The organism is Streptomyces sp. NPDC051133 (assembly GCF_040682635.1).
Lineage (GTDB): Bacteria > Actinomycetota > Actinomycetes > Streptomycetales > Streptomycetaceae > Streptomyces.
This window is the reverse complement of record NZ_JBFBBK010000075.1, coordinates 17,272-29,810: the sequence shown is the minus strand read 5'-3', so window position 1 is coordinate 29,810 and position 12,539 is coordinate 17,272. Positions and strand designations below refer to the sequence as shown.

Here is a 12,539-nt window from a genome sequence, read left to right as displayed (position 1 = left end):
CGGCGCTGCCGATGCCTATCGAGCCCGCGCGTCCCCACAGGGGCGACCCGGCGAGTTCGCCGAGCACCTCCTCCACGGCCCGCATGACCGTTTCGGCCGCCCGCGCCCTGCCCAGCGTCGTCACCATCCATGTCACCGGTTCCGACGAGGAGGGCACCGGCACCGGCTTCGTCCTCGACACCGACGGGCACATCCTGACCAACAACCACGTCGTCGCGCCCGCGGCCTCGGGCGGCTCGATCACCGTCTCCTTCAGCACCGGCGACAGCGTCAAGGCCAAGGTCGTCGGCCGGGACAGCGGCTACGACCTGGCCGTCGTCCAGGTCCACGGCGTCCACGGACTCACCCCGCTGCCGCTCGGCAACTCCGACACGGTGAAGGTGGGCGACCCCGTCGTCGCCATCGGCGCCCCCTTCGACCTGGCCAACACCGTCACCTCCGGCATCATCAGCGCCAAGGAGCGGCCCATCACGGCCGGCGGCGAGAAGGGCGACGGCAGCGACGTGTCGTACGTCGACGCGCTGCAGACCGACGCCCCGATCAACCCGGGCAACTCCGGCGGCCCCCTCCTCGACTCCCGCGCCCAGGTCATCGGCATCAACTCCGCCATCCGTTCCGCCGACAGCGGCTCCGACTCCGAGGGCGGCCAGGCCGGCTCCATCGGCCTCGGCTTCGCCATCCCCGTCAACCAGGCCAAGCGCGTCGCCGAGGAACTGATCAACGAGGGCCACGCGACCCACCCGGTGATCGGCGTCATCCTCGACATGGGCTACACCGGCGACGGCGCCCGCGTCGACGACAAGGGCGCGAGCGGCGGACCGGCCGTCCTCAAGGGCGGCCCCGGCGCGCGGGCCGGGCTGAAGCCGGGCGACGTCATCACCGAGGTCGACGGGCAGCGCGTGCACACCGGCGAGGAACTGATCGTCAAGATCCGCGCGCACCGGCCCGGTGACCGGCTGCGGCTGACGGTCGAGCGCGGCGGCACCGAGCGGGACGTGTCACTCGTGCTGGGCGCGTCGGAGCAGAACTGACAGAAGTCTCACCTCGGGACGGTACCGGTCGGACAGGAACGACGGGTACCGTTGAGCGACCGAGGACATCGCAAGGAGCGTCAGGTGTTCAATGACATAGGACCACTGGAGCTGGTGACGATCATCGTGCTCGCCGTGCTCGTCTTCGGTCCGGACAAGCTCCCGAAGGTCATCCAGGACGTGATGCGCACGATCCGGAAGATCCGCGAGTTCTCGGAGAGCGCCAAGCAGGACATCCGCAGCGAACTGGGTCCCGAGTTCAAGGACTTCGAGTTCGAGGACCTCAACCCCAAGACGTTCATCCGCAAGCAGCTGGACAACGACGAACTGGGGCTGAAGGAGATCCGCAACGGCTTCGACCTGAAGAAGGAGATGGCCGAGGTCACGGACGCGGTCCACAGCCGCGACACCGATTCCTCGTCGTCCTCCTCCTCGTCGTCCTCCTCGTCCGGCGGGCGCATCGACATGACCAAGAAGCCCGAGGACCCGGGCACCGACGAGCGGCCGCCGTACGACGCGGACGCCACGTAACCGACGCCGACACGCGCGCGGGGGCGCACCCCGCGCACGTGACGCGTTTCATAGCGCGCACCCGTCGCACACGACCTGAACAGGCCGTTCGCGCGACCCACGCATCCAGCGCCTGCCCGGCGGCGCTCAGCGGTGTGGATATGCTGCCGAGTTGTTGTGCGGACCGGAGGAGTACGCCCGAAGGGGGGCGGGCCGCCCCGGTCCGACGAGAGCGAGGAGGCGTCCGGGCATGGAGACGACGAGTCGGGTGGGCGCGCAGACGCCGGCCGCGGAGGGACACCAGCTGTCCTCCGCCCGGCGTACGGTCGACGGTTACCTGCAGGCGCCCTTCCCGTGGTACGGCCTCGACGAGGCCTTCACGGGGCCGCGCTGGCTGATGCAGGTCGGCACGGCGGCCGACGGCGCCGTCGAGCACGGATCGATCGGGCACGGCGACGAGCCCTCCGTACGGGGGGAGGCCGGCGCCGCCGGAGAACAGCGGGAGAAGTTCGCGGTCGTGGTGACCGTCGCCGCGCATCCGTCCCGGCGGAGCGCCGACGGCACGGGCCTGCTGGAGGCGACGTCGGTGTCCTCCGCCGCCTGGCTGGCCGGGGTGGGGCTGCTGTCGTTCACCTGGCCCGGGCAGATGGACCACAGCCTGCGCGACGACTGGCTGGACCAGCAGACCGAGACGGCGTGGGCCCTGGCCGACGACCTCGACGGCCCCGAGTGGTCCCGGCTCTCCCTTCCGGTGGACGGGGCGGCGGCCTCGTTCCACTACCGGGAGTCGGAGTTCGGATGGGTGCTCGCCGGTACGACGGAGGCGGGCGTGCATCTGGGTGCGTACGGGCGGGGAATGAGCGCGTACGGCCTCGGATTCGCCGCGATCAAGGACATCGCCGCCTACACCTGACCGTGCCAGGCCCGGGTGCGGTGCCTCCCGCGCCCTGCCGCTCGTCCGCTCACCGTGTCAGGTTGTAGAAGATCGTCACGACGACCGCCACCTGGGCCAGGACCCAGGTGATCTGGCCGGACAGGCCGCGCAGCTGGTAGACGGACAGCAGCAGGGCGAAGCGGCTGGGCCAGTACTGCAGCTCCTCCCGGAACGTCGCCATGTCCATCCAGATGCTGGTGAGCGTCAGGACGACGAGCAGGAGTGCGGTGTACAGGAGGAGCTGGCGAGGATCCGCGTCGATGACGTGGATGAGCGCGGCGGCCAGCACCACGGGGACGCCGTAGGCGGCGGTGAGGAGCCATGCCCGCACCTGGCTCCGGCGTCCGGGCAGGAGGCGCCACAGCGTCCCGAGCGTGAAGCCGGCGGCCGTCCACGCCATCTGATAGAGCACCAGGTCCGCGATGAACTCGGGAAAGCCGATGGGGGAGAACTGGATTTGCCGCTGGTCGTAGGAGCCGTGTGTCTGGTAGTAGAGAAGCAGCGCGGTGGCCGGCGTCCCGAACCAGAATGCCAGGCGCGCTGCGCGAACCGCATTGGACCACCAGCGTCCCTCCGGTCCCCAGGCCAGGGCGATGTCCAGCACCGAAATGGCCTCCGGCGGCTCGCCTCCCTCGCACGCGGTGACCAGCCACTGACGCAACTGGTGCAGCTTTTCTTCCAGCTGCTCACAGCTCGTTCCGTGGGCGCTCCCCTTGTCCAGCAATTGCATCTGATGGTTCGCGTTACGGTATTCGTGAGCTTTCTTCAGCAGTTCGCTTCGGTGTTGCTCGGTGCCCAGCCTCACTGTGCAGAAGCGCTCTCCCATTCGGCTCAACACGGACCACCGGCGCCCCATGGCGATAACGGCGTACAGGGCGCCGATGTTCAAGATCATCCAGACGCCGTACAGTGCGCTGGCACCCGCGAATTTCGCCGCCCGAAGCCCGACGAAGAAAGTGAACACGGAGACGGCCAGCAGGAGGTCCGGCCTGCTCGGCCCCAGAGGGGACCGCTCGTATCTGCGACGGCCATGTGCTCGGGGCGGCCTGTTGCGAAAGTGCAGCAGCGCGAGCAGGGCAATTCCTGTCAAAACCCAACTGTAGGCGAAAAGCCATGTCAGGTCGGTGAAGGGAAAATTCTCCAGTAGATTGCTCGTGTTTCTGTTGTAATCAGCTGGGTCCGGCTGCTCGACGAGCCAGTTGACGCGTTTCCACTGTTGCTTGTTCGCCCACCAGGCCCATGCGAGCAGTGTCCCGGCGACGGCTGCCAGCAGACAGGCGACGATGGCCACGCATTGAGCCGGGACCGTGTCCCACTGCCTGGTCCAGCGCTTGCGCAGCAATCCTCCTTCGCGTGCGAAGCGCCAGGCCCAGGCGACCATCGCGGCCAGCCACAACCACACGGTCGCCAGGCCCAGCAGGACGAGCCCGGTGCGGCCGAAGGGGGTCGTCGTGTTCGGCCCCAGGCTCTTCGGAAGCCCGAAGGCGTCGTGAGCCAGGACGACCAGCAGGCCGCTGCACGCGACCGCACACGTGGTGGCAATGACGGCGCGTGCCTGGCGGCGCTGGATGCCTCCGGGCCGCACCGGCTCGTCAGATGCGGTCGTCGACGCGCCGAGGTTCCAGGGGCGGGCGGCGAGGACCAGACCCAGACCCGCAGGGATGCAGAGAAGGGCGTGCGACCGGGGGGACGCATGCTCCTGCGAGATGAGCAGGAGCAGTGCCAGGGCGACCCCCATGCTGAGCCCCGCCCATTCCAGCAGCGTTCGCGTGATGCTCGACTCGTGTCCGGCGTCCACGTCAGCGGCTGCTTCGGCGTGCCTGGCGCGGAGTGCGGCCACGGCGATCAGGATCGAGGCGCACACCCACCATGAGGCAATGCCCGCGGTGGTCCAGAGTGACCGATTGAGCTTCACCTGCACCCGGCGCTGCCACGGTGGATCGACCTCAAGCTGTACCTCTTCGGGCAGCCTGTTCTTCCACACCAGGTGGTCCTCGGTGGACGACGAGGCCCGTTCCACGAGGTCGTTGAAGCCGAGACCGCCCAGATCGGCCTCGATCTGGTGCCACCGGATGGTCTGAAGCGTCGGCGGCCACAGATAGATCATCCATGTCTTCCCTGTGGGGATGATTTCCCAAGGGCCCACGAGGACGGGCTTGTCCGTGGTGATCCAGTTGTACGCGACGTAGTGCACCTCGACCGAGGAGTCGGTGGCGGTCACCGTGGGCTCATGGGGATGCCACTCGTTCCGCGACCGGGGGGCCTCGTCCCCGAGCAGTAGGCATCGCATCGCCTTCTGGTACTGCTCGGACCTCTCACCGAATGTCAGCTGCTTGGCTAGCGGCCACCGCCTCGGCACCCGCACCGTCATGTCGGAGGTGATCCGAGGAACGGAACGCTGGCGCTGCTCCAACCGCAGTGTGGCGTCGACGGTGCTGTCCTTGAGGCCGTCCGACAGACACTCGCCACTGGAATCCCGCTGCCGTGCCTGCGCCTGGCCGCACCCCCACACACATACCGCCAGCGCCAGGAGCGACAGCAGCCGCCACCACCGAGTCATCGCCATAGGGTCGACACCTCTCCATGTCCCCGGCGAATCTAGACAAAGCGTTGTACATGTCATGCACAGACACACGGCGGATCGCTGACACGCACCTGCTTGGGCGTGCCAGCGGCATTTGCAGAGGCAGGTTCGGCGGCTGACAATGAAAGCCGGTGACCGTCAGTCGATTGACGGAGGACCCATGACCGACACCGACATGGGCGTCCCGCGGAATCCGCTTCCCCGTTTCGAGGAGGCCGAGGAACTGGGGCCCCAGGACGCCGAGTTCGTCAGGGATCTGGTGGCGGTGCTGGCCAAGCACGGGAATCTGAACCGTTTCGGCCTCTGCCTGCTGCACGACCACTTCCCGCTCCGCACCGGCGAAGTGCTGGTGGAGACGAACGACCCCGAGGCGCGCACACTGCACGCCCACGTCGAGAAGGCGGACGGGACGCAGCACGCCAAAGCCTCGCAATGGAGGTTCGTGCCGCATGCCGGCGGCGAGCCGGGCGCGGAGCCGGCAGCAGGTTCCTGCCAGGAGATCATGCTGTGCACCACGCTCGACCTGTGCCCGGGGCGCGGGCACGAACGGCACCACCGCTGAGATCGGCGGCGCCCCTTCGTCGATAGGCCGGCCGCGGCCTCCGGTAATAGTCTGCGGGCCGAACCAAGAAGGTGGACCCCCGGCCGTCAACCCAGCCACGTGTCAGACTGCTGTTCATGACTCACAGCCGAAAGGGCCATGCCGCGTAGGCGCCCCTCACGCCTCCGGGCGGAAAACAGGTACTTCGGTGCGCGTTGCAGCTTCTCGAAGATCGGTCGGCTTTCCGGTCCGGCTCAGGCGCAGATCATTCGGTTGGAACGGACGCGGCTCCAGCCAGGCCTGATCGAGCAGGCGCTCTCCCGGTGGACTGCCATCGCGAAGGCACCGATGGATCAGCTCCCTTCTCCGTTCAGCGACCGATGCGGTGTCCCCGCATGTTGCCCCGAACCGGCGGATGAGCGAGATCTGTTGGAGCTGGCGATCCGCGCTCTCCCCAAGAAGAGCTCACGAGAGCTCCGCAGCATCGTGCGGCCTCTGGATGCGAAGATCCTCGAACGTCCCGACGCCGTGCCATACGGCGATCCGCCGCATCGTTGGTGGCTGAGCGCCTTCTGACCAGGCCGTGGCCGTGCCCCTGGCGTGGCCGAGCACACGGGCACCCATGAGCAACGCCGGGCCTTCGCGGGGCCGGCTAGACCCCCAAGACGCGGAAGCCGACGAAGATCGACATGGGCAGGAGCGTGCCGAGCACCAGCCCCCACAGGACACTGGCCCGCCAGCCTGCACCGCCGACCAGGAAGACAAGGCCGAGCAGAGCTGCAAAAGCCAGGTACTCCCAGAACAACGCCTGGAACCAGAGGAAGAAATCGGCCACCACCCACCCCCAACCGGACAGATTATGGGCTGGCTCGGGGGTCAGACGGAAGCACTGCTCGGGACGTCTCCGAGTCCTGCGGGGGTGCCCAACGACAGCCAACGCTGACAAACGTCGACGGCTCCGCCGCTGGTCAGAAGGCTGACCAAGGACGGAGCCGCAGATCGCAGGTGTGCGATGTCAGAACTTGTTCTTCGGCGTGATCCCCAGCGACAGGCCCGACAGGCCGCGCTGGCGTCCGCCCAGCTTGCCGGCGATCGCCCGCAGGGCGCTGCCCGCGGGGGAGTCCGGGTCGGTCAGGACCACCGGCTTGCCCTCGTCGCCGCCCTCGCGGAGGCGGACGTCGATCGGGATGTTGCCGAGGACGGGAACCGTCGCACCGGTGGTGCGGGTCAGGCCGTCGGCGACCAGCTGGCCGCCGCCCGTGCCGAAGACGTCGACCATCTCGCCGCAGTGCGGGCAGGGCAGGCCGGACATGTTCTCGACCACGCCGACGATCTTCTGGTGGGTCTGGACCGCGATGGAACCGGCGCGCTCGGCGACCTCGGCCGCCGCCTGCTGCGGGGTCGTCACGACCAGGATCTCGGCGTTCGGGATCAGCTGGGCCACGGAGATCGCGATGTCACCGGTGCCGGGCGGCAGGTCGAGCAGGAGGACGTCGAGGTCGCCCCAGTAGACGTCCGCCAGGAACTGCTGCAGCGCGCGGTGCAGCATCGGGCCGCGCCAGACCACCGGCGCGTTGCCCGGGGTGAACATGCCGATGGAGATGACCTTCACGCCGTTCGCCGACGGCGGCATGATCATGTTCTCGACCTGGGTGGGACGGCCGTCGGCGCCGAGCATGCGCGGCACGCTGTGGCCGTAGATGTCGGCGTCGACGACACCGACCTTGAGGCCGTCGGCCGCCATCGCCGCCGCGAGGTTGACCGTCACCGAGGACTTGCCGACGCCGCCCTTGCCGGAGGCGACCGCGTAGACCCGGGTGAGGTTGCCCGGCTTGGCGAAGGGGACCTCGCGCTCGGCCTGGCCGCCGCGCAGCGCGTTCGCCAGCTCCTTGCGCTGCTCGTCGCTCATCACGTCCAGCGTGACGTCGACACCGGTGACGCCCTCGACCCGGGAGACCGCCTCGGTGACGCGCTGGGTGATCGTCTCGCGCATGGGGCAGCCGGAGACCGTCAGGTACACGGTGACCGCGACCGCTCCGTCCGCGCCGATCTCCACCGATTTGACCATCCCGAGTTCGGTGATCGGGCGGTTGATCTCGGGGTCGTTCACCGTCGCCAGTGCCTCGCGCACCGCGTCTTCCGTAGCCATAAGGACGATGGTACGGCGCACCGAGGGGCCTTCGGGATGCCCCTCAGCGGTCGTCTGTGTCACGTCCCGGTGACCGGTCTGACCGTTCCGCCGGGAATACGACATGCCCGCCGTGCCCGTCGTGTCGTCGCCGCTCCTCCAGTTCCTTCATCAGATCCTGCAGCTCGGAGCGGATCCAGTCGCGGGTCGCCACCTCGCCCAGGCCCATGCGCAGCGCGGCGACCTCCCGGGTCAGGTACTCGGTGTCGGCGATGGACCGCTCGTTCTGCTTGCGGTCCTGCTCCAGGTTGACCCGGTCGCGGTCGTCCTGCCGGTTCTGTGCGAGCAGGATCAGCGGCGCGGCGTAGGAGGCCTGCAGGGACAGCATCAGCGTCAGGAAGATGAACGGGTACTGGTCGAAACGCAGATGGCGGGGCGCGGCGATGTTCCACAACACCCACGCGATGATGACGACCGTCATCCAGACGATGAAGCGTCCCGTCCCCAGGAAGCGGGCGATCCGCTCCGACAGCCGTCCGAAGGCCTCGGGGTCCCACTCGGGCAGGAACCGGTGGCGGGGTGGGCGCGGCTGGTCCAGGCGGGGTGTACGGGGCCGGGTGGCGGCCGTGGCGCCCGCGGGGGTGCGCTCGCGGGTCGTGGTCTCGCGCTCAGGAGCCATAGGTGCCGGCCCCCTCGTTCTCGTCGTCCAGATGGAACTCGGTCTCCCGCCAGTCGTCCGGCAGCATGTGGTCCAGGACGTCGTCCACGGTGACCGCGCCGAGCAGCGCGCCGGACTCGTCCACGACGGGCGCGGCGACCATGTCGTACGTGGCGAAGAACCCGGCGATCACTCGCAGCGCCGCGTCCGGGGCGAGCCACTGCAGGTCGGTGTCGACCATGGAGCTGACCAGGGAGTACGGCGGCTCCCGCAGCAGCCGCTGGAAGTGGACCGTGCCCAGGTACTTGCCGGTGGGCGTCTCGTCGGGCGGCCGGCAGACGTAGACCTGCGCGGCGAGCGCGGGGGAGAGGTCCGCGTTGCGCACCCGGGCGAGGGCGTCGGCGACCGTGGCGTCCGGCCGCAGCACGATCGGCTCGGTGGTCATGAGACCGCCCGCCGTGTGCTCCTCGTACGACATCAGGCGCCGCATGTCGGCCGCGTCGGCGGGCTGCATCAGGCTCAGCAGCCGCTCCTTGTCGTCCTCTGGCAGCTCGCCGAGCAGGTCGGCCGCGTCGTCGGGGTCCATGGCCTCCAGGACGTCCGCCGCACGCTCCTCCTTCAGCTTGCCGAGGATCTCGATCTGGTCGTCCTCGGGCAGCTCCTCCAGGACGTCGGCGAGCCGGTCGTCGTCGAGGGCGGCGGCGACCTCCGCGCGCCGCTTCGGGGAGAGGTGGTGCAGCACGTTGGCGAGGTCGGCCGGGCGCAGCTGCTCGAAGGTGGCGAGGAGGCTCTCCGCGCCCTGTCCGTGCTCCTCCAGGGAGAAGCCGGTGACGGCGGACCACTCGGCGGTCAGCGTCTCGCCCTTGGCCCGCCGGAAGGCGCCGCCCTTTCTGCCCTTGCGGAGGAAGACACGGTCGACCTCCCAGTCCCGGCGGGCGGGCAGCTGCTGCACGGACACGTCGAGGACGGTGACCTCCTCGCCGGTCTCCACCAGCGTGACGCACCGGTCCAGCAGCTCCCCGAAGACGAGCCGCTCGGTGGGCCGCTGTTCGAACCGGCGGACGTTCATCACGCCGGTGGTGATGACCTGGCCGGACTCGATGCCCGTGACCCGGGTCATGGGCAGGAAGATCCGGCGCCGGGTGGCCAGTTCGACGACCAGCCCGAGGACGCGCGGGGGCCTGCGGCCCACGCGCAGCATCACGACGAGATCGCGCACGCGGCCCACCTGGTCGCCGTTGGGATCGAACGCGGGGACCCCGGCGAGGTGCGAGACGAAGATCCGGGGGGCGCCGGCTGCCATGGCTGTGCTTCCTTTGCGTGGGGTTCGTGTGAATTGCTCAGAAGTGCCCGCTCGCGTGCGCTTCAGGCTAGCCCGTCCTGATCGGATACGCCCTGGTGGGCGGTCCGGACGGACTGACTCCGCCGGGCTGCCGGGGCACCGGTACGCTGCCGTACACCGCTCAGGATCCGTCAGGAAAGTGACCTCACCTGTGACTGTGATGCCCCGCCGCCGTCCTCGCCGTGCCGCGCTGGTGACCGCGACGTGCGCGCTGGCCGTGACGGGGGCCGCGGTGCTGACCGGGTGCGGCGGTGGCGATCCGGACGCGGGGACGAACGGGGTGGGCAAGCTGCCCGCGGCGAAGATCCAGGCGAAGACGCGGGCGGCGGCGGACGCGGCACCGGCGGTACGGCTGTCCGGGACCGTGGTCACCAGCGGCCGTACGTACCAGCTGGACATGCGGCTCAAGGCCGCGGGCGGCACCGGCTCGGTCACCTCGCAGGGGGCCACCTTCAAGCTGCTGCGGGTCGGGCGGCAGCTGTATCTCAAGGCCGACTCGGACTTCTGGCAGCAGGCCGAGGGCAAGGGCGGTGACGGGGCCGCGGGCAAGCTGGACGGCAAGTACGTGAAGGTGCCGCAGGGGGACCCCGCGTACAAGAAGTTCAGTGGCTTCACGGACAAGGACGTCCTCCTGGACGGTCTGCTGACGCTGCACGGCGCGCTGGCGACGGACGGCCACCACGATCAGTCGGGTACCCCCACCATCCGCATCACCGGCGACAAGGGTTCCGGCGGCACCCTGGACGTCTCCCTCCAGGGCACGCCGTACCCCCTCCGGCTGGTGCGCGCCGGCGACGCGGGGACGCTCCGCTTCACGGACTGGGGCAAGGACTTCGCCGTCACGGAACCGGCGAAGTCGCAGACGCTGGACTACGGACAGCAGCTCCCCACGTCGTAGCGCCGCCGCCACCCACGGACCGCGGCCGAGGCCGGCCGGTGTCCTCGCCGGTGCCGGTGCCGGTGCCGGTGCCGTGCCGGTCGGCCGGGCTTCCGGGCCGCGACGGCGCTAGGCCACGACGTTCCGTCCCGGCGGTGCCGAGGCCCCTCGGCCCCGGGCGCTACTTCTTCCGCCGCCTCGCCAGCAGCTTCGGCAGTCCCGCCGGGATCGGCCGGCGCGTCGTCGCGGCGGACGGCACCGGGCGGGACGCCAGGTTCTCGTCGGGCAACGGCGCCAGGGGCCCGGCCGGAACCAGGCGCAGCACCCTGCATTCACGGCCCCAGCGGGCCGGCATCTCCTCGCCGTCGGGGGCGTTCAGCCGCTTGCCCTTCAGCTCGGCGACGGCCGCCTCCCACTCCTGCGTACCGGACGCCAGCTCCGAGACCGTCGCCGGGTACGTCACCAGCCGGCCGCCCTTGTCCTTGCTGCGCACGGTGACCTCGGCGGTGCCTCCGTCGCTGAGCCCCTCCAGCGGCTGCTCCCCGGGCCCGTCGCCGACCAGGCACACCGCGCCCTCGTGCCACACGTGCCACAGCGCACGCGCGGCCGGGGCCCCGGCGCCCCTGACCCAGATGAGGCCGGACTTCTTGGAGGCCTCCTCGATGAGGGCCCGGTCGAGCAGCTCGCTTGTCATGGCCCTCACCCTATCCAGCCCCGCTCACAGCCAGCCGTTGCGCTTCAGCGTGCGGTGGATGCCCACACAGAGGACGACCGTGATGCCCATGATCACCGGGTAGCCGTACTTCCAGTGCAGCTCGGGCATGTACTTGAAGTTCATGCCGTAGACCCCGCACACCATCGTCGGTACGGCGATGATCGCGGCCCAGGCGGTGATCTTGCGCATGTCCTCGTTCTGCGCGACGGACGCCTGTGCCAGGTTGGCCTGGAGGATGGAGTTGAGGAGCTCGTCGAAGCCCAGCACCTGCTCCTGGACCCGGGCCAAGTGGTCGGCGACGTCCCGGAAGTACTTCTGGATGTCCGGGTCGATCAGCCGCATCGGCCGCTCGCTCAGCAGCTGCATCGGACGCAGCAGGGGAGCCACCGCGCGCTTGAACTCCAGCACCTCACGCTTGAGTTGGTAGATCCGCGCCGAGTCCACACCACGGGACACCCCGCCCCTGCGGCCCGGCGAGAAGACCTCGGTCTCCACCTCGTCGATGTCGTCCTGCACCGCGTCGGCGACCGCGATGTAGCCGTCCACGACGTGGTCGGCGATGGCGTGCAGGACGGCCGAGGGACCCTTGGCGAGCAGCTCGGGGTCGTCCTGGAGGCGGTGCCTGAGGGCCCGGAGCGAGCCCTGGCCGCCATGCCGGACGGTGATGAAGAAGTCCCGGCCGGTGAAGCACATGACCTCACCGGTCTCCACGACCTCGCTGTTGGCCGTGAGCCGGTCGTGCTCGACGTAGTGGATGGTCTTGAAGACGGTGAACAGCGAGTCGTCGTAGCGCTCCAGCTTCGGCCGCTGGTGCGCCTGCACCGCGTCCTCCACGGCCAGCGGGTGCAGCCCGAACTCGCTCGCGATACCGGCGAATTCGGCCTCGGTCGGCTCGTGCAGCCCGATCCACACGAAGCCGCCGTCACGGCGCACCAGGCGCATCGCCTCGTGCGGGCTCAACGGCTTGTCGCTGGCCAAGCGGGCGCCGTCGCGGTAGACGGCGCAGTCCACGACGGCCGACGGCATGGCCGGGTCACGGGTGGTGTCGTACGACGACGCGCCCGTGTCCTTGCGCAGCGAGACACGGGACGACGGGCGGACCACGGCGCGCAGGTCGCGGATCATCGACATGGGCAGGCTCCTTCGCGGGCAGGCGGCGAGAGCGCGTGGCGACGGGTGGAACTACCCGGAATGGGGACGTCCTTGACTGCGGATGTTT

The 12,539-nt window shown here is 69.6% G+C and carries 12 protein-coding genes; 5 read left to right on the top strand and 7 right to left on the bottom strand.

The features are described 5' to 3' along the window. The 3 genes from AB0N17_RS41630 to AB0N17_RS41620 form a co-directional block, all read left to right on the top strand. A partial coding sequence (locus AB0N17_RS41630) for a trypsin-like peptidase domain-containing protein (RefSeq protein WP_366016887.1) occupies nucleotides 1–1,031 on the top strand: 1,031 nt, incomplete at its 5' end. 84 nt (nucleotides 1,032–1,115) lie between these two features. After that, nucleotides 1,116–1,562: a sec-independent translocase gene (locus AB0N17_RS41625; RefSeq protein ID WP_366016886.1), complete on the top strand. Its 447-nt coding sequence runs from the start codon at nucleotides 1,116–1,118 to the stop codon at nucleotides 1,560–1,562. A 229-nt stretch (nucleotides 1,563–1,791) separates the two neighbouring features. Next, nucleotides 1,792–2,454 carry a hypothetical protein gene (locus AB0N17_RS41620; protein ID WP_366016885.1) on the top strand — a complete coding sequence of 221 codons (663 nt, stop codon included), beginning with the start codon at nucleotides 1,792–1,794 and terminating at the stop codon, nucleotides 2,452–2,454. Nucleotides 2,455–2,503: 49 nt separating this feature from the next. On the opposite strand, the gene AB0N17_RS41615 is transcribed toward AB0N17_RS41620, so the two are convergent. Next, a complete protein-coding gene (locus tag AB0N17_RS41615) occupies nucleotides 2,504–5,041 on the bottom strand; it encodes a DUF6185 family protein (protein ID WP_366016884.1) in 2,538 nt (845 codons plus the stop codon). Nucleotides 5,042–5,219: 178 nt separating this feature from the next. Between AB0N17_RS41615 and AB0N17_RS41610 the strand changes: the two genes are divergently transcribed. Further along, nucleotides 5,220–5,621: a hypothetical protein gene (locus AB0N17_RS41610; RefSeq protein ID WP_366016883.1), complete on the top strand. Its 402-nt coding sequence runs from the start codon at nucleotides 5,220–5,222 to the stop codon at nucleotides 5,619–5,621. A gap of 631 nt (nucleotides 5,622–6,252) precedes the next feature. Here AB0N17_RS41610 and AB0N17_RS41605 read toward each other — a convergent pair. The 4 genes from AB0N17_RS41605 to AB0N17_RS41590 all read right to left on the bottom strand — a co-directional run bounded on the left by AB0N17_RS41605 (nucleotide 6,253) and on the right by AB0N17_RS41590 (nucleotide 9,689). Further along, nucleotides 6,253–6,435 (bottom strand): hypothetical protein, encoded by a 183-nt coding sequence (locus tag AB0N17_RS41605; RefSeq protein ID WP_366016882.1) that lies wholly within the window; start codon nucleotides 6,433–6,435, stop codon nucleotides 6,253–6,255. A 180-nt stretch (nucleotides 6,436–6,615) separates the two neighbouring features. Further along, on the bottom strand, nucleotides 6,616–7,749 hold the full coding sequence (locus tag AB0N17_RS41600; RefSeq protein WP_366016881.1) for an Mrp/NBP35 family ATP-binding protein: 1,134 nt from the start codon (nucleotides 7,747–7,749) through the stop codon (nucleotides 6,616–6,618). A 43-nt stretch (nucleotides 7,750–7,792) separates the two neighbouring features. Further along, nucleotides 7,793–8,407 (bottom strand): DUF1003 domain-containing protein, encoded by a 615-nt coding sequence (locus tag AB0N17_RS41595; protein ID WP_366016880.1) that lies wholly within the window; start codon nucleotides 8,405–8,407, stop codon nucleotides 7,793–7,795. Further along, a complete protein-coding gene (locus tag AB0N17_RS41590; RefSeq protein WP_366016879.1) occupies nucleotides 8,397–9,689 on the bottom strand; it encodes a CBS domain-containing protein in 1,293 nt (430 codons plus the stop codon). The genes AB0N17_RS41595 and AB0N17_RS41590 overlap by 11 nt, the downstream gene beginning before the upstream one ends. A gap of 199 nt (nucleotides 9,690–9,888) precedes the next feature. Here AB0N17_RS41590 and AB0N17_RS41585 point away from each other — a divergent pair, with 199 nt between their 5' ends. Beyond that, a complete protein-coding gene (locus AB0N17_RS41585; protein ID WP_366016890.1) occupies nucleotides 9,889–10,626 on the top strand; it encodes a hypothetical protein in 738 nt (245 codons plus the stop codon). Between the two features lie 160 nt (nucleotides 10,627–10,786). On the opposite strand, the gene AB0N17_RS41580 is transcribed toward AB0N17_RS41585, so the two are convergent. After that, on the bottom strand, nucleotides 10,787–11,299 hold the full coding sequence (locus tag AB0N17_RS41580; protein ID WP_366016878.1) for a hypothetical protein: 513 nt from the start codon (nucleotides 11,297–11,299) through the stop codon (nucleotides 10,787–10,789). Between the two features lie 24 nt (nucleotides 11,300–11,323). Beyond that, a complete protein-coding gene (locus tag AB0N17_RS41575; RefSeq protein ID WP_366016877.1) occupies nucleotides 11,324–12,451 on the bottom strand; it encodes a CorA family divalent cation transporter in 1,128 nt (375 codons plus the stop codon). Nucleotides 12,452–12,539 lie beyond the last annotated feature (88 nt).

Coding starts and splice junctions, on each gene's coding strand:
- AB0N17_RS41585 (WP_366016890.1), top strand. CDS start 9,889: ATGCCCCGCCGCCGTCCTCGCCGTGCCGCGCTGGTGACCGCGACGTGC.
- AB0N17_RS41610 (WP_366016883.1), top strand. CDS start 5,220: ATGACCGACACCGACATGGGCGTCCCGCGGAATCCGCTTCCCCGTTTC.
- AB0N17_RS41580 (WP_366016878.1), bottom strand. CDS start 11,299: ATGACAAGCGAGCTGCTCGACCGGGCCCTCATCGAGGAGGCCTCCAAG.
- AB0N17_RS41590 (WP_366016879.1), bottom strand. CDS start 9,689: ATGGCAGCCGGCGCCCCCCGGATCTTCGTCTCGCACCTCGCCGGGGTC.
- AB0N17_RS41615 (WP_366016884.1), bottom strand. CDS start 5,041: ATGGCGATGACTCGGTGGTGGCGGCTGCTGTCGCTCCTGGCGCTGGCG.
- AB0N17_RS41575 (WP_366016877.1), bottom strand. CDS start 12,451: ATGTCGATGATCCGCGACCTGCGCGCCGTGGTCCGCCCGTCGTCCCGT.
- AB0N17_RS41620 (WP_366016885.1), top strand. CDS start 1,792: ATGGAGACGACGAGTCGGGTGGGCGCGCAGACGCCGGCCGCGGAGGGA.
- AB0N17_RS41600 (WP_366016881.1), bottom strand. CDS start 7,749: ATGGCTACGGAAGACGCGGTGCGCGAGGCACTGGCGACGGTGAACGAC.
- AB0N17_RS41595 (WP_366016880.1), bottom strand. CDS start 8,407: ATGGCTCCTGAGCGCGAGACCACGACCCGCGAGCGCACCCCCGCGGGC.